The 19,058-nt window shown below is 48.9% G+C and carries 22 protein-coding genes; 13 read left to right on the top strand and 9 right to left on the bottom strand.

Annotated features, from left to right (window positions below):
• Positions 1-67: 67 nt before the first annotated feature.
• Positions 68-691 carry a hypothetical protein gene (locus tag U9S71_RS09525; protein WP_326327040.1) on the top strand — a complete coding sequence of 208 codons (624 nt, stop codon included), beginning with the start codon at positions 68-70 and terminating at the stop codon, positions 689-691.
• Here the strand turns inward: U9S71_RS09525 and U9S71_RS09520 are convergent, their stop codons facing one another.
• Both U9S71_RS09520 and U9S71_RS09515 read right to left on the bottom strand, forming a co-directional pair.
• The gene (locus tag U9S71_RS09520; protein WP_326327038.1) at positions 692-1,339 is read right to left on the bottom strand and encodes a lipoprotein; all 648 of its coding nucleotides are present in this window, start codon (positions 1,337-1,339) and stop codon (positions 692-694) included.
• A gap of 76 nt (positions 1,340-1,415) precedes the next feature.
• Positions 1,416-2,033, bottom strand: coding sequence for a C40 family peptidase (locus U9S71_RS09515; protein ID WP_326327037.1), 618 nt, complete (start codon positions 2,031-2,033; stop codon positions 1,416-1,418).
• Positions 2,034-2,116: 83 nt separating this feature from the next.
• On the opposite strand from U9S71_RS09515, the gene yihA reads away from it, so the two are divergent.
• The 5 genes from yihA to cmk all read left to right on the top strand — a co-directional run bounded on the left by yihA (position 2,117) and on the right by cmk (position 7,128).
• Positions 2,117-2,716: a ribosome biogenesis GTP-binding protein YihA/YsxC gene (yihA, locus tag U9S71_RS09510; RefSeq protein WP_326327036.1), complete on the top strand. Its 600-nt coding sequence runs from the start codon at positions 2,117-2,119 to the stop codon at positions 2,714-2,716.
• A complete protein-coding gene (locus U9S71_RS09505) occupies positions 2,713-3,561 on the top strand; it encodes a UbiA-like polyprenyltransferase (protein ID WP_326327034.1) in 849 nt (282 codons plus the stop codon). The genes yihA and U9S71_RS09505 overlap by 4 nt, the downstream gene beginning before the upstream one ends.
• A gap of 159 nt (positions 3,562-3,720) precedes the next feature.
• Positions 3,721-6,051, top strand: a complete 2,331-nt coding sequence (gene topA / locus U9S71_RS09500) for a type I DNA topoisomerase (RefSeq protein ID WP_326327032.1) — start codon at positions 3,721-3,723, stop codon at positions 6,049-6,051.
• Complete coding sequence (locus U9S71_RS09495; RefSeq protein WP_326327030.1) at positions 6,048-6,461, top strand: hypothetical protein; 414 nt, start codon at positions 6,048-6,050, stop codon at positions 6,459-6,461. The genes topA and U9S71_RS09495 overlap by 4 nt, the downstream gene beginning before the upstream one ends.
• 4 nt (positions 6,462-6,465) lie before the next feature.
• A complete protein-coding gene (gene cmk / locus U9S71_RS09490) occupies positions 6,466-7,128 on the top strand; it encodes a (d)CMP kinase (protein WP_326327028.1) in 663 nt (220 codons plus the stop codon).
• Positions 7,129-7,143: 15 nt separating this feature from the next.
• Here cmk and U9S71_RS09485 read toward each other — a convergent pair whose 3' ends face one another.
• From U9S71_RS09485 to U9S71_RS09475, 3 genes are all read right to left on the bottom strand, one after another.
• Positions 7,144-8,340, bottom strand: coding sequence for a pyridoxal phosphate-dependent aminotransferase (locus U9S71_RS09485; RefSeq protein ID WP_326327027.1), 1,197 nt, complete (start codon positions 8,338-8,340; stop codon positions 7,144-7,146).
• Positions 8,341-8,443: 103 nt separating this feature from the next.
• Positions 8,444-8,830, bottom strand: a complete 387-nt coding sequence (locus tag U9S71_RS09480; RefSeq protein ID WP_436410315.1) for a DUF1573 domain-containing protein — start codon at positions 8,828-8,830, stop codon at positions 8,444-8,446.
• 148 nt (positions 8,831-8,978) lie between these two features.
• Positions 8,979-9,602, bottom strand: coding sequence for a 7-carboxy-7-deazaguanine synthase QueE (locus U9S71_RS09475; protein WP_326327025.1), 624 nt, complete (start codon positions 9,600-9,602; stop codon positions 8,979-8,981).
• Positions 9,603-9,742: 140 nt separating this feature from the next.
• On the opposite strand from U9S71_RS09475, the gene U9S71_RS09470 reads away from it, so the two are divergent.
• The 6 genes from U9S71_RS09470 to rplT all read left to right on the top strand — a co-directional run bounded on the left by U9S71_RS09470 (position 9,743) and on the right by rplT (position 14,835).
• On the top strand, positions 9,743-10,999 hold the full coding sequence (locus U9S71_RS09470; RefSeq protein ID WP_326327023.1) for an LVIVD repeat-containing protein: 1,257 nt from the start codon (positions 9,743-9,745) through the stop codon (positions 10,997-10,999).
• A 6-nt stretch (positions 11,000-11,005) separates the two neighbouring features.
• Positions 11,006-11,563, top strand: a complete 558-nt coding sequence (locus U9S71_RS09465) for a hypothetical protein (RefSeq protein WP_326327021.1) — start codon at positions 11,006-11,008, stop codon at positions 11,561-11,563.
• Positions 11,564-11,655: 92 nt separating this feature from the next.
• Positions 11,656-13,581: a threonine--tRNA ligase gene (gene thrS / locus U9S71_RS09460; RefSeq protein WP_326327019.1), complete on the top strand. Its 1,926-nt coding sequence runs from the start codon at positions 11,656-11,658 to the stop codon at positions 13,579-13,581.
• Positions 13,582-13,593: 12 nt separating this feature from the next.
• Entirely contained in the window at positions 13,594-14,163 is a 570-nt protein-coding gene (gene infC / locus U9S71_RS09455) for a translation initiation factor IF-3 (RefSeq protein ID WP_326327017.1), read from the top strand.
• A 32-nt stretch (positions 14,164-14,195) separates the two neighbouring features.
• Positions 14,196-14,396, top strand: coding sequence for a 50S ribosomal protein L35 (gene rpmI / locus U9S71_RS09450; RefSeq protein ID WP_262249005.1), 201 nt, complete (start codon positions 14,196-14,198; stop codon positions 14,394-14,396).
• A 94-nt stretch (positions 14,397-14,490) separates the two neighbouring features.
• Positions 14,491-14,835, top strand: coding sequence for a 50S ribosomal protein L20 (rplT, locus tag U9S71_RS09445; protein ID WP_326327016.1), 345 nt, complete (start codon positions 14,491-14,493; stop codon positions 14,833-14,835).
• A 71-nt stretch (positions 14,836-14,906) separates the two neighbouring features.
• On the opposite strand, the gene gap is transcribed toward rplT, so the two are convergent.
• Positions 14,907-15,914: a type I glyceraldehyde-3-phosphate dehydrogenase gene (gap, locus tag U9S71_RS09440; RefSeq protein WP_326327014.1), complete on the bottom strand. Its 1,008-nt coding sequence runs from the start codon at positions 15,912-15,914 to the stop codon at positions 14,907-14,909.
• A gap of 93 nt (positions 15,915-16,007) precedes the next feature.
• Here gap and U9S71_RS09435 point away from each other — a divergent pair, with 93 nt between their 5' ends.
• Positions 16,008-16,187 (top strand): hypothetical protein, encoded by a 180-nt coding sequence (locus tag U9S71_RS09435; protein ID WP_326327013.1) that lies wholly within the window; start codon positions 16,008-16,010, stop codon positions 16,185-16,187.
• A 30-nt stretch (positions 16,188-16,217) separates the two neighbouring features.
• Here the strand turns inward: U9S71_RS09435 and U9S71_RS09430 are convergent, their stop codons facing one another.
• From U9S71_RS09430 to U9S71_RS09420, 3 genes are read right to left on the bottom strand one after another with little or no spacing between them, the layout of a single operon-like run.
• The gene (locus U9S71_RS09430; protein ID WP_326327012.1) at positions 16,218-16,829 is read right to left on the bottom strand and encodes a peroxiredoxin family protein; all 612 of its coding nucleotides are present in this window, start codon (positions 16,827-16,829) and stop codon (positions 16,218-16,220) included.
• Between the two features lie 24 nt (positions 16,830-16,853).
• Positions 16,854-18,116, bottom strand: coding sequence for an aspartate kinase (locus tag U9S71_RS09425; protein ID WP_326327011.1), 1,263 nt, complete (start codon positions 18,114-18,116; stop codon positions 16,854-16,856).
• Positions 18,116-18,928: a DUF3298 and DUF4163 domain-containing protein gene (locus tag U9S71_RS09420; RefSeq protein ID WP_326327009.1), complete on the bottom strand. Its 813-nt coding sequence runs from the start codon at positions 18,926-18,928 to the stop codon at positions 18,116-18,118. The genes U9S71_RS09425 and U9S71_RS09420 overlap by 1 nt, the downstream gene beginning before the upstream one ends.
• Positions 18,929-19,058: the final 130 nt, after the last annotated feature.

The raw sequence follows: 19,058 nt of genomic DNA, 5'->3' as shown, positions 1-19,058 counted from the left end.
GTGGTCCCTGTTTTAGTGTCAGATTGAATTAGAAACGATGCGGAAAAGATACTTCCTTTTTTTCACTATGCTACTCATCGGAAACGCCATGGCCCAATCCGAAACAGATTCGCTTCATCACCGTAAGGTATTTGTTACCAGTGGAATGGGATGGGGGTTTGCATTGGGTGAAACCAACGACGTGTTGCAGGCGAAATTCTCGAATAGCCTCGGGCTAGACATTTCACTGGGCAACAGGCATTATTTTGTGTACCCTTCTATCGATTTCCTGACTTTTCGCTATAACCAGCAGGCCTCCGATCCCGATTATCCGTATAATCTGGACCGTGGCCGTAGTAACTTCTATATCCTCAACCTCGCTGGTGGTATCCGCAAACAAGTGGATAAACTCAATGCTTATGCATTTGCAGGGCCCGGTGTGGGAGTTGTCGTAGAGCCCCGAGCAGTTGTTTTACCGGACGCTAGCAAGGTAACCATCGAAACTTCGGCGCATCTTACGCCCACGCTGCGTAGTGGCGTGGGCGCGGATTATAGAATCGGTAGTTTCTTTCTATTTGTCGAAATGGGTTGGCTCCACAATTTTCGGCGGATCCAGCAACGGCCGGTCAACGTGCTGTCCTTGTACGGCGGATTGAAAACCGATGTAACCAAACTAAAGGACAACGTGGCACGGGTGATGGGAATAGAGTAGCTATTCCGCTGAAATGCTCAATTCCACCACTTCCACATCAAGCGCGTTGAAGAGTTTATGTGACGATTTTAATTCCGCTTGGGGTTTTATTTCGTCTAACGTCCGTACATCAACGGCACGTTGCTTGATGATATCTAGCTTGCCGGTAAGACATGGGTAGTTGGTTTCGATATCGCCGCCATTGAAACTCCGTATCCTCGCAAACCCATCAATGTTATTATAAAAATTGCTCATTGTAATGGGCATGAAGTTATTGTATTCCTTTACCTCATTCAGCGTAGACCCTACACGCAGCCCCTCGGCAGTTTGGTAGGGGCCAAAATTATTCGCAATGGAAATTTTTGTGGCAGTAGTGTAAGGCTCTTTGTTCTCCGCCCAGTAGACGGTAATTTCCTCGGCCTCATTCGGAAACACTTTCGTGGTGTGTATGGTTTGGCCGTCCACCGTCGCTGTTCCATTTTCCAGGTTATTGGCGCCAACTGCGCTGTCTAACGCCGCATAGCTGTAACTCAGTTTCACCGGTCCGATACCATCGCATGTAATGGCGTTGGGATCTACTTGGGGAACATCTGCTTCTTCCTGCTTCTGCGTCTGTTGGCAGCCTGCCACAACTAATGTCAGTAATGCAATGCTCAATAGCTTATTCATAATTTCGTAGTTAATGTTTATTTGCGTTGCTAAACTAAGGAAAGTGGAGAAGCTTTCAAAATGAGTTGGCGGTCGTTTATCGCGCGGTTCCCCCTCGGGTGAAATAGGGATAGTACCACGGATCGCGCAGGTCGCTGATGATAACGCCCTTGCTGGTAGATACATGTACAAATTTGTGGTTGTGCAGGTAGATGCCCACGTGATCAATATTTCGTCGACCGAAAGAAAAGAAAACAAGGTCACCTTCTCTCAACTGCCGCTCATACTTCCGTTTGATGTGCTCAGCCATATCTTTTGATGTCCGTGGAACCTCCATGTTATACACCTCCTGCATCACCAGTCCTACAAATGCCGAGCAGTCCAGCCCGCGGTGGTTGGTTCCTCCTGTACGGTGCGGCACACCCATCCAGTCGTCTATGAAGCGATATAGTTCGGGACGTTGCAATTCACCGGTGGGTACGCCCAATACGGAAGCGTAGCTCTCGAGCAATTGTTTCCCCGTGCGCACATTTTTTGGTGCGGATGATGCATCTGTAAGAATTGATCCTTTTGACGCATGTTTACGCGGCGTATGGGTTACGGTTTTGCCCGATGGGAGGGCATTCTTACGGGTGAGGCATCCGCTGAAGGTTATTGCCGCCAATAAGCAGCATAGTAGACCAACGCTGTGGCGATACGTGAGGTGTGAGTTCATTTTATACCGGGCTAAGGTACATATTTTGAGCAATTGCCCAAAAAGGGCTTAACCGGATGGCAAAATTTACCTAAGTTTGCAACGTGGTGGTAAAAACAGCGATATTTGTGTGCAGCAATACCCGGGTGGACATGTTACCACCGGCCAATCTACCCGAGTACGCGTTTATCGGCCGCTCCAACGTAGGTAAATCGTCGCTTATCAACGCGCTTACCGGCAACCGCCAGTTGGCCAAGATTTCGCAAACACCGGGAAAAACACAGCTCATCAATCATTTTTTGATCAATGATGCATGGTATCTGGTGGATTTGCCGGGATATGGATTTGCCAAGACGTCTAAAACCAATCGTGCCACGTGGGAGAAATTCATCCGACGGTACTTGTCCGTTCGCGAAAACCTGCAATGTGTTTTCGTGCTAATTGATAGTCGGCATGAGCCACAACAGAATGATTTGGATTTCTGCCGCTGGCTGGGCGAAAATAGTATACCGTTTTTATTGGTCTTTACCAAGGCAGACAAGCTATCGCTCGGTAAAGCAAACGCAAACGTACAGCGGTTCCACAATGCACTGCTTCAATGGTTTGAGGAAACACCTATGCATTTCCTTACCTCGTCAGAGACACGGGCGGGGTGCGAGGAGCTATTGACTGCTATCGATGAAATCAACGTGAACTTTCAATGAAAAAATATTTTTCACTGGTCCTTTTTGCCCATAGTGTTTTTGCCCTTCCTTTTGCCGTTATCGGCTTTTTTCTCGCTGTCCAAACCACAACAGCGGATTTCGATTGGTTGAAGTTATTATTGATGTTGGCATGCATGGTGTTTGCTCGTAATGCTGCGATGGCGTTTAATCGCTATTTAGACCGTGAAATCGATGCAGCGAACCCGCGTACCGCTACGCGCGATATTCCGGCAGGCCGCATCAGTGCCGGCCAAGCTTTGGGCTTCACCATTGCCAATGCTATTTTTTTCGTCGCAGCCACTTGGTTTATCAACCCTATTTGCTTTTACCTGTCCCCGGTTGCGTTGGCGGTGGTATTGGGTTACAGCTACACCAAACGGTTCACGCCGCTTTGTCATCTTATATTGGGGCTGGGACTTGGTCTAGCGCCCCTTGGCGCCTATTTGGTTGTTTCGGGCACGTTTCATATCGTACCCGTATTTTATGCCTGTGCAGTTTTATTTTGGGTCGCCGGTTTTGATATCATCTACGCCTTGCAGGATGAGTCGTTCGATCGTGAGCATCGCCTCAGCTCCATCCCCGTATGGCTCGGTAAGCACACGGCACTTCGCGTTTCGAGTGCTTTCCATGTGCTGTCGGCCATCTTCGTGATTCTTCCTATGCTGGTCATTCCACTCGGGTGGCTCTACCTTGTTGGTGTGATTTTCTACTGTGCATTACTCGTTTATCAGCACCGTATTGTCAGTCCAACAGACCTAAGTAGAGTAGACCGGGCGTTTATGACCACCAATGGCGTGGCGTCTGTCGTGTTTGCCTGTTTTTTCTTGCTGGATATCTTTTTTTGATTTTCCCTTTGCTCAGTAAATCGTTTAGAGACCGATAACGCAGGGCAGTTCATGACTGCGTTATGGGAGGCTATTTACATGAATAAATTGTTTACATGCAACCCAAATTATTGCATATAAAACAAATTTATCTAAGTTTGCAGAAATCCAACAAGATCAATGGCAAAGAATTTACTGATTGTAGAGTCACCAGCGAAAGCAAAAACAATAGAAGGGTACCTTGGTAAAGATTTTCTTGTGAAATCGAGCTATGGTCATATCCGCGATTTGGTAAAAACTGACGATGCAATCGATACAGCTAATAATTTTACGCAGCGTTATGAAGTCCCCGCTGATAAGAAGGCGGTTGTGAGTGAGTTGAAGAAATTGGCCAAATCGGCGGAAACCGTATGGCTGGCATCGGATGAGGACCGTGAGGGGGAGGCTATTTCTTGGCACCTTTATGAAACGTTGGGTCTCGATGATAAAAAAACCAAGCGCATCGTGTTTCATGAGATTACCAAGCCCGCTATCCTCCGGGCTATTGAAACCCCGCGCGGAATAGACTTTAACTTGGTCAATGCGCAGCAAGCCCGGCGGGTACTCGACCGCTTGGTGGGCTTTGAGCTTTCGCCCGTGTTGTGGAAGAAGGTAAAGCCGTCTCTTTCTGCAGGGCGTGTGCAATCCGTGGCCGTTAGGCTGATCGTAGATCGTGAGCGGGAAATCAATCGGTTTACGGCGGAGGCTGCTTTCAAAGTCGTAGCCATTTTCCATACCGATAATATCAAGGAGCTGTTCAAGGCGGAACTGCCCAAGCGGTTTACCGAAGCCGCCGATGCAGAACGCTTCCTTACCGATTGCATGGAGGCGGATTTTGTGGTCAATAGTTTGGAGACGAAACCTTCGAAACGTAATCCGGCAGCACCATTTACGACCTCCACATTGCAACAGGAAGCCAGCCGGAAACTTGGATTTTCAGTAGCGCGTACCATGTCCGTTGCCCAGCGTCTCTATGAAGCAGGGCACATCACTTATATGCGTACCGACTCGGTCAACCTGAGTGATACCGCACTTCAAGGCGCAGAGCAGGAGATCAGGTCTGCCTATGGCGATACGTACCATAAGCGCCGCCAGTACCGTACCAAGGCGGCCGGGGCACAAGAGGCCCACGAAGCGATTAGACCAACCTATTTCGACAAACATACCATCGGGGCAGACAACGCGGAGCGGCGGTTATATGAGTTGATATGGAAGCGCGCTATCGCATCGCAGATGAGTGAGGCGGAATTTGAGAAAACGACGGCCAAAATCGGCGTGTCTACACGCCAAGAAGAAATGGTGGCCAATGGTGAGGTGATGCGGTTCGATGGCTTTTTGAAAGTATATTTCGAATCGACGGACGATGAACACGAACCAAACTTCGATAGCGATACCGATAATGCATTGCTGCCACCTTTACAACGGGGACAAGGGGTGCATATGAAACAGATGTCGGCAACGGAACGTTTTTCGCGCCCGCCGGCACGCTACACGGAAGCAAGCTTGGTCAAAAAGCTGGAAGAACTGGGCATCGGTCGCCCGTCTACCTACGCGCCAACAATCTCCACCATTCAAAATCGCGGCTACGTGGTCAAAGAAAGCCGCGATGGCAAGCCGCGCGATTACCGGGTGCTGGAGTTGGAAGGCGGTTCGATATCGTCACAAACAAAAACCGAAACCACTGGCACCGAAAAATCGAAGTTATTCCCTACTGATATCGGCGCGGTGGTAAATGATTTTCTGGTTGAACACTTCAATGGGATTGTCGACTTCAATTTCACTGCCAAAGTGGAAAAAGAGTTCGACGAAATAGCCCAGGGCATGAAGGAGTGGACAGCGATGCTGCATAGTTTCTATGGACCTTTTCACCAAGAGGTGGAAACGACCACAAAGCATGCCGACCGTGCAACCAACGAACGGGAGCTGGGGGAGGAGCCGGGAACCGGCAAGCGGGTGAGCGTTCGTATTGGCCGCTTTGGTCCGATGGTGCAGATTGGGACTGCCGATGATGAGGAGAAGCCCCGCTATGCCAGCCTGCGGCCTGGCCAAATGATTGAAACCATCTCGTTTGAGGAGGCGCTTGATTTATTTAAGCTTCCCAAGAAGGTGGGCGAATTCGAAGATAAAGAGATGACTGTTGCCATTGGTCGTTTCGGTCCTTACATACGACACGATAATGCATTTTTCTCACTCCCCAAAGGGGTGGATCCACTCGATGTCACCACGGACGCAGCCATTGAAATCATTAAGGATAAACGGCAGAAAGACAAAGAGAAAATCATTAGAGTTTTTGAGGAAAACGCTGACGCGCGTATCGAAAACGGACGTTGGGGACCATTCATACGCTTCGGTAAACAGAATATTAAGATACCCAAAGGGACAGAGGTGAGCAGCATCACGTATGAAGATGTCGTCAAATGGGCTGCCGAGGATGAGAAAAAACCAAAGAAAAAAGTAAGAGGGAGGAAATGAAAAAGGATTTACCCCCGAATATCGTCGAGGATGTTTCCATCGCAGTGGTGCTGGAAGGCGAGGCGCCTTCCGGCACAACATGGAATGTATACCTAATCAATGACAAAGACGAGCCGATTAACAACGTAATGGTCAGTTCAAAAGGCTACGGGGTTAAGGACGAAAAGGAGGTTAAGACTTCTATTTTGCGGCATTTTATTGGTGATATCGATCCGCATGATTACGCTAGGATCGAGGCTATAGATGAGCAGGTGTTTGGTCTTACCAATGAATATTGGCTCAGCTACTATGTGGATGGCACCATATACGACAAGAAATATATTTTTCTCCCGGAAAGCATCATCGACGATAATCTGATTAAAATTCCAGTACTCAATAAACCCGGGGTGCTCATTGGAGGACAAAGCTGATTCCATGGCCACCGCGAATAAAATCATTGCCATTGATGGTTATTCCTCCTGCGGGAAAAGTACGTTAGCCAAGGCGTTAGCGGAAAAGCTGCATTACCTCTATATCGATAGTGGCGCAATGTATCGAGCCGTTACCCTGTATTTTATCCGCAATGCCGTGCCGGTTGCACGTGCCGAAAAGGTAGCCGCTGCGCTAGATCAAATCCATATCGATTTTCATATCGAGCCCGGAAATACGCGCATTTCGTTAAATGACAAGGACGTATCTGATGAAATCAGACAGATGTACGTGTCGGACTACGTGAGTGAGGTTAGTGCCATTAAGGCCGTCCGCGAGGCGATGGTGGCCCAGCAGCAGCGGATGGGTAGGGACAAAAACATCGTGATGGATGGCCGCGACATCGGTACAACCGTTTTTCCCGATGCGTTCCTGAAAATTTTCATGACTGCCGACCCGAAGATACGTGCCGAACGGCGCTATCTTGAATTGAAAGGTAAAGGCGATGACATCACGCTGGAAGAGGTGTTTGAAAACCTTGCGCACCGCGACTACATCGATACCACCCGGGCCGAGAGCCCACTGGTTCGTGCTGATGATGCTGTCATTTTAGACAATACTGAACTTGATGAAGCTGAACAGCTAGCGTTTGTGCTCGATCGGCTGTAGGTGTCGACTAGGACATCACTGACGACCGGGGTAGGCCGCGAGTCCCTTCTCGATACATAATAGTGATATTTTCAAGTCTTTCGTATTCAGAACATAAGCTAACCTCACCTCATTTTTACCTGCATGCGGTGTGCTGTAAAAGCCGCTCGCTGGCGCCATCATTACCGTTTGGTTCTCGTAGGTAAAATGTTCCAGCATCCACTGGCAAAACCGGTCCGCATCATCTATCGGCAGGCGGGCCAATACGTAAAATGCACCGCCCGGATGAGGGCAGTAAACGCCTTCAATCCCGTTTAAACCGTTAACCAACGCATCTCTGCGGGCCTCATATTCCCGTTTCACCGCATCAAAATAGCTTTGCGGCGTATCCACCGCTGCCTCTGCCGCAATTTGGGCCACGGCGGGCGGGCTAAGGCGGGCCTGGGCAAACTTCAATGCTACCTCCCACAATTCCTTGTTCTTCGTGATCATACAGCCTAGCCGTGCACCGCAGGCACTGTATCGTTTACTTATGGTATCCAATATCACCACATGTTGTTCCAGACCATCTAAATGCATCGGAGAGATAAATTCACGACCGTCGTAGCAAAACTCCCGGTAGGCCTCGTCTGCTAAGAGGAAAAGATCATGTTTAATACAGAGGTCGCGCAAGGCTATCAACTCCTCGCGTGAGTAAAGGTAGCCTGTCGGGTTGTTGGGGCTGCATATGGCGATAGCTCGGGTTTTCTCGGTGATAATTTCCTCAAATGCTGTGATTGGAGGTAGTGCAAACCCATTATCGATATAGGAGAGGATGGGCCTTACCACGATGCCAGCCGAGCGTGCAAAACTGTTGTAATTGGCGTAAAAGGGTTCTGGGATAATGATTTCTTCCCCGGGGTTTATACAAGCCTGCATGGCAATGGTAATGGCTTCCGATCCGCCATTGGTTACGAGGATATCGGTAGAAGTGATGTTGTATCCTAGGTTATTGTAATAGCCGCTCAACTTATCCCGATAGGAAGCCGTACCCTCGGAAGGGGTATACGCCCACACCTTGAAATCGACCCCGCGAATGGCATCCAGCATCCCTTGCGGGGTTTCGATATCGGGTTGGCCGATGTTGAGGTGGTACACCTGCTTTCCTTCGGCCTTTGCCTTATCGGCATAAGGTGTTAGTTTACGGATCGGAGAAGCCGGCATCTCGCGGGCCTTTATAGCTATTGGTGGCATATTACGGGACAATTCTCGTGCAATATTACGGATTTGATTTAACAAGCCCAATAAAAAAACCGCTGGAAACAGCGGTTTTTTTATTTCGTAAACGTGTTGTTTACTAGCTAGTTACTTCTCCTTTGATGTACAAGGTTTTCACCGGCGTCTTCGTGTTGGAACGCACGGTAAAGTTTTTTGTAAAGGGATGCTTGGCCGCAGCGTTGTAGGTAACGGATATCTTGCCTTTTTCGCCCGGTTTGACGGGAGTTTTTGTAAACTCAGCGACAGAACAGCCACATGACGGTTTTACTTCACTGATAATGATGGGTTCCGTGCCCACGTTTTCAAAAGTAAATACATGAGTTACGGGCGTCCCTTGCGGGATTTTACCGAAATCGTGGGTTTCTTTATCAAACTTAAACTCCGCTTTGCTGTTTTGTTGTGCCAAAGCAGTGGTGCAAACAAAAGCAACCAATGCAACGCATATTGTAGCGATTTTTTTCATCATTGTTTTTCTTTTAGTTTTTGTTCTAGTATATGAGCCATCGCAGTATCGGCGATAAGCAAATCTACTATTTTAAGATGAAAGGGTCAAAAAATGTTCCAAAAAACTATTCTCGTCCAAAATTACCGCAGTCCTGCGATCGACGTGCCCTTTACGGAATATTCAGGTATTTATGCGTTTGCAGGGAGATTTCCCACTTGGGATGCTGCATCACGTAGTCAACGATAAGCGGGGTCATTTCCTGGGCTTTCGACCATTCGGGCTGCAGGTAAAGTTTGCAGGTGGCAGGCACAAGGGCGGCATGTTGCTCGGCCCACGCGAAATCGCTCTTGTTGAACACGATGACTTTCAGTTCACCGGCTGCCGCAATCACATCGGGTAGGGGCGATTTGAATTTCTTCGGCGAGAGGCAAATCCAATCCCAAGAGCCGCTTAACGGATAAGCGCCGGAGGTTTCCATAAACGTCTGGATGCCCGCTTCCTGTAGGCCATGGGTTAAATAATCGAGGTTATATAGTAGCGGTTCACCTCCGGTTACCACCACCGCTTTGGAGGGGTGTTGTTTGGCTTGTTCGATGATGGTGTCTGCTGATGTAAGGGGATGAAGCTCGGCATCCCAGCTTTCTTTTACATCACACCAGTGGCAACCCACATCGCATCCGCCAAGGCGGATAAAATAGGCCGCTTTGCCTGTGTGATACCCTTCACCCTGAATGGTGTAGAATTGCTCCATCAGTGGAAGTAATGTGCCGTCTTCGGGAACCTGGTGTGCCATATCTTGTTACGAGGGCCCAAAGATAAGGAATTTTAGATAGGGCCGTGTTTCACTTTTTTGTTTTACGTTGTAGCGTTTGGATCGTTGTGTCCGTTATCGTTAAAAATACCATTTTAGGTTCCTAAAAACTTGAGTTGATTATGAAAAGAAAATCAAACCATGGTCGTTCGTCTAGTCGTTGGATGGGCGTGCTGTTGGCTGTCGTAGCGCTTTTTTCTTCGTGCCGCGATCAGGTAGAACGCACCGTTACCTACCATACGCAGGTACCGGTTTACATGGAGGTCGATGCGTTCCGGCGCATGGATGTGGGTGTCAAACCACCGAAAAGCGTTTCCGAAACCGGCAAGATCTACGTGTATGGCGATTACCTGTTCATCAACGAACCGCAGAAAGGCATCCACATCGTGGACAACCGCAATCCATCGGATCCGAAAAACATCAATTTCATCAGTGTGCCAGGCAACGTGGATATGGCGGTGAACAGCAACATTCTGTATGCCGATAGCTACATCGACCTTCTGGCCTTCGACATCAGTAACATCCGCAATGTGAAATTAGTGGAACGGGTAGAAGACGTGTTTCCCCATATGTTCTTTGATATGCAGCGTGAAATGTTCATAACCTACAAAGATACGATCATCACCACCGTCACCACCGAAGAAGGAAGGAGGTGGAGAGGGGGCGTGGTATGGAATAATGAAGTGGCCTTCGCGTCGGGCGACTTCTCGGCCCCGAGTTACGGGCAGGGTGGCTCGATGGCCCGGTTTACGCTGATGGGTGGGCACCTGTATGCGGTAGATGAGCAGTCGCTGCGGCTGTTTGACGTACATCAAGCCAATAAGCCGGAGTTTGTCAAAGATATTCCGTTGGGGTGGGGCATCGAAACCATATTCCCCTATAAACAGAAGCTTTTCATCGGATCGATGACCGGCATGCACATCTACGACGCGAGCACGCCCTCGGCGCCCGAACCGATGGCCGTATATCAACATGTGATGGCCTGCGACCCTGTGGTGGTGAATGACGATTATGCGTTCGTAACCCTGCGTTCGGGCACCACGTGCCGCATGAGCGAAAACGCGCTGCATGTGCTGGATATTAAAGACCTTTACCACCCCAAATTGCTCAAATCGTACCCGATGGACAACCCACATGGGTTGGGTCTGCGGGAAAACCACCTGTATATCTGCGAAGGCGATTTCGGACTGAAAAGCTTTGACGCGACCGACGTGATGCATATCGGTGAAAGTCTGCTTGAACACCATAAAGGGAAAGGTGCCATCGACCTCATACCGGCACCGAAATCGCTGATTGTAACCGGCCCCGCCGGTGTATGCCAATATGATTACAGCAACCCGGCAAAACTCCGCTTGCTCAGCTGTATCAGCACGAAATAGTTAAGTATGCGATGGAAGCATAATATACTCACCGCCGTGGTAATGGGCATTACGGCGATAGCAACGCCCCTGCGGGGGCAGACGGTTACCTACACGAACGAGACGGAGATCGGCATCATGTGGTCGCGGGCGAATTTTTTCTCGCCTGTAGCCGCTACCGTGCAGACTTTCCATGGCGTACAGTTCGACGGCGTACTCAGCATGGGGCTTGCTGCTGGCCTAGATGAGTATTTCGGTCTGCATGTGGTACCGATAGCCGTAGGCGGCCGGGCCGTGCTACCCCGCACGAAGGTATCACCCCACATTGGGGTAGACATAGGGTATGGGTTTACCTGGCTTGAGAAAAAGACCGCCAGTGAGTGGCATGAAGGTGGCATGGTATTCCATCCGGCCATTGGCGTGCGTTGGAAGGCTGGTGGGAGAGACCGCTATTTGGTCAACATCGGCTATAAAAGACAGGCAGTAGCCGAACATACGGCTACCGCTGCGTGGGGCATCGACTCTTTCCATACCGCGCGGTACGCGCTTAATCGGATGACGGTACGGTTTGGGATAATATTCTAGATTTCTTTTTTACCTTTGCAACCGAACTAACAATCACACTTGTATTGTGGTTTATTGGATTTTTTTATTTTAACACGAAATCATACTTGTAAATGATAAAAATCACTCTACCGGACGGTTCCGTACGGCCATATGCGCCGGGAACGTCGGCGATGGAAATCGCCCGATCCATTTCAGAAGGTTTGGCCCGCAATGTATTGGCTGCCGAGGTAAACGGCGAGGTTTGGGACGCATCGCGCCCCATTGAACACGACGCTACGGTACGCTTGCTCACCTGGAACGACAAGGAAGGGAAATCTACATTCTGGCACTCGTCGGCGCATTTAATGGCCGAGGCATTGGAGGCGTTATATCCGGGTATCAAGTTTGGTATCGGCCCGGCCATTGAAACAGGATTTTACTACGATGTCGATTTCGGCGACCGTGAATTCTCGTCCGATGATTTCAAGCAAATTGAAGACAAGATTGTGGAATTGGCACGCACCAAAGCCGCCTATGTGCGTAAACCCGTAAGCAAAGCCGAGGCGGTGGAATATTTCACGGATAAAGGCGATGAGTACAAGCTGGACCTCATCAAGGATTTGCCGGACGGCACGATCACGTTCTACACGCAGGGCAATTTTACCGACTTGTGCCGCGGTCCGCACATCCCGAATACGGGTTTTATAAAGGCCGTGAAGCTTACCAACGTTGCGGGCGCCTATTGGCGGGGCGATGAAAACCGCAAACAGCTGACCCGCATCTACGGCGTAACGTTTCCGAAAGCCGGAGAATTGGCCGACTACCTGCACATGATCGAGGAAGCTAAAAAACGTGACCACCGCAAGTTGGGGCGGGAGCTGGAGTTATTTGCTTTTTCGGAGAAAGTAGGTATGGGGTTACCGCTGTGGTTGCCCAAAGGAGCGCGCCTGCGCCAGAAATTAATCGATTTCCTGCAGCGGGCGCAGGTCAAGGCGGGCTATGAGCCGGTGGTGACGCCACATATTGGCCATAAAAATCTGTATGTTACTTCGGGGCATTACGAAAAATATGGAGCGGATTCATTCCAGCCCATCCACACCCCACAGGAAGGAGAGGAGTTCTTGCTGAAGCCGATGAACTGTCCGCATCATTGCGAAATCTACAAAACGAAACCACGATCGTATAAAGATCTGCCCATCCGTTATGCTGAGTTCGGCACCGTGTACCGGTACGAACAGAGTGGTGAGTTACATGGTTTGACGCGCGTTCGCGGGTTTACACAAGATGATGCCCATTTGTTCTGTCGGCCCGATCAAGTGAAAGATGAGTTCAAGAAGGTTATTGATTTGGTACTCTACGTTTTCAGTGCGTTAGGTTTCGAAGATTATACCGCGCAGATCTCACTCCGAGATCCAGAGAATAAAGGAAAATACATCGGGACGGACGAAAATTGGGATCGTGCGGAGCAAGATATCATCGAAGCAGCGAACGAGAAAGGCTTGAACACGGTGGTAGAGTACGGTGAGGCCGCCTTTTATGGTCCGAAGCTCGACTTTATGGTGAAGGACGCGTTGGGACGGAAATGGCAGCTCGGGACCATTCAGGTAGACTACAATTTACCCGAGCGGTTTGAACTGGAATATACGGGTAGTGACAATGTGAAGCACCGGCCGGTAATGATACACCGCGCCCCGTTCGGTTCGCTTGAGCGCTTTGTGGCGGTCTTGATTGAACATTGTGCGGGTCAGTTTCCATTATGGTTGTCGCCCGAGCAATTCATCATTCTTCCGGTATCGGAGAAATACGAAGAATATGCGAAAAAACTTTTAGAATCGCTCAATAATTCCGATATTCGCGGCCTACTGGACTTGCGTGACGAGAAGGTCGGCCGCAAAATCAGGGACGCAGAATTGAAGAAAATCCCCTACATGCTTATTGTGGGTGAGAAGGAAGAGGCGGATGGTACCGTTTCTGTCAGGAAACATGGTACCGGCGATTTGGGGACAATGAGCGTAAAGTCATTCAGTGAGCAGTTAATAAAAGAGATAACCGTTTAATTAGTTGAACATTTGGCATTAAAAAGACCAGGATTCAGAGGCCCGAGGCCACCATTCAGAAAGAAGGAACCGGAGCATCGTATCAATGAACACATCAGGGTACCCGAGGTACGATTGGTAGGCGACAATATCGAACAGGGGATATACCCCACACGTAAGGCATTGGAGTTTGCCGATGAATTGGAACTGGATTTGGTGGAGATATCACCCAAAGCGATTCCACCTGTCTGCCGGATTATAGACTACAGCAAGTTTATCTACGAGCAGAAGAAAAAGCAAAAGGAGATCAAGTCTAACGCCAAGCAAACGGTCATCAAAGAAATCCGATTTGGTCCCAATACGAACGACCATGATTTTGAATTCAAGCTCAAACATGCCATTAAGTTTTTAGAGGCCGGAGAAAAGGTCCGCGCGTACGTGCATTTCAAGGGTCGGGCCATTGTATATAAGGAACAGGGCGAAATCCTGTTGTTGCGTTTTGCCCAGGCTTTGGAAGATTATGGCAAGGTAGAGTTGTTGCCAAAATTGGAGGGTAAGCGCATGTTCCTTACGGTAGCGCCTAAGACGGCCGCAAAAAAATAAATACTAACAAGTCGATATAAAAATTAGTAATCATGCCAAAAGTGAAAACCAATTCCAGTGCGAAGAAGCGTTTCAAGCTTACTGGAACAGGTAAAATTGCCCGGAAGCATGCTTTCAAGAGTCACATCCTGACCAAGAAAAGCACCAAACAGAAGCGCAATCTGACGCAGACCGGTCTCGTGTCTGAAGCCGATATGGGCAACGTGAAGCGTATGCTCGTTATCGGGAAGTAGTACTTAGTACATAGTAGTTAGTAATTAATAACCAGGTAATGGGTTGTAAGACCGTTGCGAAACACGGCGCCTGCTACCAAAAAAAGTAAAAATTATGCCACGTTCGGTTAACGCAGTAGCGTCGAGAAGAAGACGCAGAAAGATCCTCAAAATGGCCAAAGGCTATTATGGATCGCGCAGCAAGGTTTATACCGTTGCTAAGAATACAGTAGAAAAGGGATTGTTGTACGCGTATCGCGACCGCAAGACCAAAAAACGAGAATTTAGGGCGTTGTGGATACAACGTATCAATGCCGGTGCCCGCGAGCATGGGGTTTCCTACTCGCAATTGATAGGTAAGTTGAATGCCAAAAACATCGGGTTGAACCGTAAGGTGCTTGCCGATTTGGCAATGAACAACCCGGAGGCTTTCAAAGCCGTTATTGATGCAGTAAAATAACGTTTTAAGAACCGATATCGATTTTGTTAGTAAAAAAGGGAGGCCAATCGGCTTCCCTTTTTTCATGTGGCTTAACCATTTGCTGTTAACCGGACCAATAGATCCACTAAACGGTTTGCGTATCCATATTCATTGTCATACCAACCGACAACCTTTACCAGTCCTCCTACAACCGAAGTCAATTGTGCATCAAACACACATGAGTATGGGTTGTTGATGATATCTACCGATACGATGGGATCTTCTGTGTATTGCAAAATATGCTCTAGGTCTCCGGCGGCGGCAGCTTTAAAAGTGGCGTTGATTTCTTCGACTGTCGGCTGCTTCCTTAAGGTACACGTGAAATCGGTGAGCGACCCGTTCAGCACCGGCACCCGGATACCCGCACCACCCAGTTTACCTTCCAAATGCGGAAAAACGTTGGTGATGGCCTTGGCGGCGCCTGTGGAGGTGGGTATGATGGATGCCGAAGCCGCCCGTGCCCGCCGTAGATCACGGTGCGGTCGGTCGTGTAAGCTTTGGTCGCCCGTCATGCTGTGTATGGTCGTGATATACCCGTCCACGATTCCCCAATGGTCGTCCAAAACCTTCACTAAGGGAGCTAGGTTGTTGGTGGTACACGATGCATTTGAGAAAATTGGTGTATGAAGGTCGATCTGATCGTCGTTTACGCCTAAGACTACCGTAGGGATTTCCTTATCGGCCGATGGGGCCGAGATAATGACCTGCTTGGCGCCGGCATCGAGGTGTTGAACGGCGTGATGTTTCGTCGTGAACTTTCCGGTCGATTCGATGACGACGTCTATAGCCAATGACGCCCACGGCAATTGGGCTGGCACTTGTTCACGCACAATCCAGATAGGAGGATACCCATCGATTATCAATCGATCGCCATCAGCCACCACCTCGCCAGGATAAGGGCCATGTACCGAGTCGTATTTAAACAGATGGGCCAAGGTGGGTACATCGGTGATATCATTGATGGCCGTGACGGCAAAATCACCTTGCTTACGGAGTAGGATGTTCCGTAGGGTATTGCGGCCAATGCGGCCAAATCCATTAATGGCAACGTTCAGCATGTTCAATTATGTTATACGGTCTTGTTGTGACCAAAGTTACGTATTTCGTTTGTGCGCGCGGAAACAAATTGCAGGGCTCGGGGTTTTGATAGTATGAAGAAGGAAGAAAAATTCGAACCCCAAGATTCAACCCGCCATCGCAATGAAGATGAGCAGGCGGTAACCCGAAAAACGGCTCATGGACATATACCAAAAAGTCCAAAAACCACGAATCCAGCAACAAAACGAAAATTCAGTGAGCACCCTCCCACAAAACACAATTCAAAAACGTAGCCAGTAGCAACCGTACGATTAACGAATGGGCTATTTGTTGATGGCCGCTACGATTTCGTTAACATCGCGCTCACCATTCCAAAATTCTTTCAATTCACCGCCCGCGCCGTAAACGTATGTAGCGGGGTATTGCGATGGAAGGTGGAACTTATTGATAAAATCTGCTCCTCGGTCGTAAAGCACTTCCACGTTTTCCTTGCCGACCAATGGCTTTGCCCAAGTATCCAGAAATGAGGCCATCAAGGCGGGGTCGTTCATTGATACAAAGTAGAAGTTGGCATCTTTCACTTGGTCGTAATGTTTACCAATGTCGTTAGCCTCCTGCTGGCAATGGCTGCATGTGGGATCAAACAACACAAAAACGATATTTCCAGTTTTAGCCAAATCGTCTTTCGTGAACCGGATGCCGCTTTTTAGGATATAGAATGTAAAGTCGGGTATCGATACCGCTGGTTCGGCTGTGGGGGTCGGTGGTTGGGGCTGATGGCTCGAAGATGCTGTTGCGTGAGCCTGCTCCGAAGAGGTGGCCGGAGGGACTTCTTGGTCGGAATGCCTCGTTGTTCCACGGTTATTGCACGCCAGGGCTACTGTGATGAAAGCGGCGGCAGCAAGCTTTGAAAGAAGATTTATTCGTGTTGTCATGAATACAAAGGTAAAGCTTTATGGTTATAGTTTACGCACCAAAAGCTGGCAGGTGTAACTGTCTTTCAGTTCCATGATGATTTCCTTTTCCACCAGTACACGGTCGATCGTTTGCTGGTTGTAGTACCGTATTGTGATAAGTTCCAGTCCACTTTGGTGTTGAACATCGTATCGCGCTTGGAGATCGGTGAGCAAGGCAGCAACGTTGCTTCCGGTATCGTCGATACTTACTGAGAAGTTAACGGCGCTGTTGTGCATCATGTTAACCTTGATTTTATGCGCGTGGAAACGACTGAAGATATCACTGAGGTTATCTTCAACGATAAATGAAAAATCTCTGGGTAGTATGGAAATCAGCACTTGGTTTACCTTGAAAATAAACGAGGGTACCGGCAGCGACTCCTTGGTACGTTTAATTTGCGTGCCACCATTATCGATATCGACAAATGACTTTACGAAGAGTGGAATGTTCTTATTCTGTAGCGGTTTTATGGTTTTTGGGTGGATAACAGTGGCACCGTAATAAGTCAATTCAATGGCGTCCAAATACGATAGCTCTGTAATAAGCTCCGTTTGGTCAAACCATTTTGGGTCGGCATTTAGTACTCCGGGCACATCTTTCCAGATGGTTAGGCTTTCTGCATCGAGGCAGGCGGCGAAAATGGCCGCCGAGTAATCCGACCCTTCTCGACCCAATGTGGTGGTGAAATTTTCAGTGGTGGAGCCGATGAAGCCCTGTGTGACCACGAGTTGACTTTCGAGTAACTCGGGTAACCGCTCTTGTATGCGAACAGCGGTGTTCTTCCAGTCCACGCGGCCTTCGCGGTGTGTATTATCGGTAAGAATAAAATCCCGGGCATCTATCCATCGGCTTTTCAGTCCGATGGCATTCAGATAGTGGCCTATAATAGTCGTGGAAGCCAACTCACCCACGGCAACGATTTGGTCGTACAAGTAGTCATATGGATCCATTGCAGGTTCTTCCAATATCCATTCGATTTCCACAAAGCGATTGGCTACCTCGTTGTGTACCGGGTGGGCGCTGTCGGGAAAGAGTTGCGTAGTAATCCCGCGGTGGTACTCTTTGGCTGCGTCGAGCAGGTCAGCTGCGGGGGCTATGCCATCCATGTACCGCTGTACCAGTTCCTCCAGCAGGTTGGTCGTCTTACCCATGGCAGATACGACAATGAGCAACGCATTATCACGATGCGTTGTGACAATACGACCTAGGTTCGCTACACCTTCGGCGTCTTTGACAGACGCACCGCCAAATTTGAATACTTGCATTAAGGTTCGATTGGGGTGTTCAATTCAGCGATGATCCGTTTGGACCGATCCGTCAAAAGCCGTTCGATATCGGTGTAGGGGATACGGAGCTCGGTCTCGCCGTAGACGTATGGTTTTATCTCATAAATCGTGTATAAGAACAACATGCTGTCGGGTTCGAGGGCAAAATTATCCGGCAGGCTAAATTGACCGTCATCGAAAAAGTAAGCATCTTCGAGCGGTTGATCAAGGCCAAGATTTTCCTGGGTACGGAAATAGCGTTCTCCTACGGCCGTCAATTCATTCTGGAACGACGGCGTCACGATATCATCCAGTGTGAGCCACTCGTTGGCCTGCAAGTCATAGTGCTTGAAGAGGGTTGCATAGTTGCCATGGGCGCCACCGGTATACGACGAGGCATGAATGGCGAGTGCCAGATATGAAGGCGTATTGCTATACACTTTGGCATGCGACTCCGATGTCCATACACGCGGAAAAGGGTCTGAAGCGTAAAAGCGGTCGAATTCGCCAATAAATGTACTTGCTGCTTCTTCTACTGTGGTAGTATCACTGCCTAACAAGGCTGTTCGAACAAACCTGTTGGCAGCAGAGTCATGGAACACGGGATACGACGCAGCATAAAAAGTTGTATCGGTGGTTTCGCTTGTCTTTATGAGGTTTTTACTGTATTTGATATAATCCTCGTACGTATAGGTCAGCGTATCGATTTCAATGCCACGATTTGCCTTGTCCTGTTTGCGCGCATTGGGCTGGCATGCGGTGAATGCAAGACCAATAAGTATGCTACATGCGGTGAGCCTCTTAATTTCCATTGCTTGTTATTTTTTTGACTGATCACTTTCACGACCAGCGATTGATACATTTATCCACTCACCGTCAAAAGTCGCTCCATATTTCTTGTAAAATTGGATGGCTGGTTCATTCCATTCCAATACTTGCCAA

It is taken from the genome of Parapedobacter flavus, assembly GCF_035818675.1.
In the GTDB taxonomy this organism is placed as follows: Bacteria; Bacteroidota; Bacteroidia; order Sphingobacteriales; family Sphingobacteriaceae; genus Parapedobacter; species Parapedobacter flavus.
The sequence above is the reverse complement of the archived record's forward strand: the minus strand, read 5'-3'. Positions and strand labels throughout refer to the sequence as shown.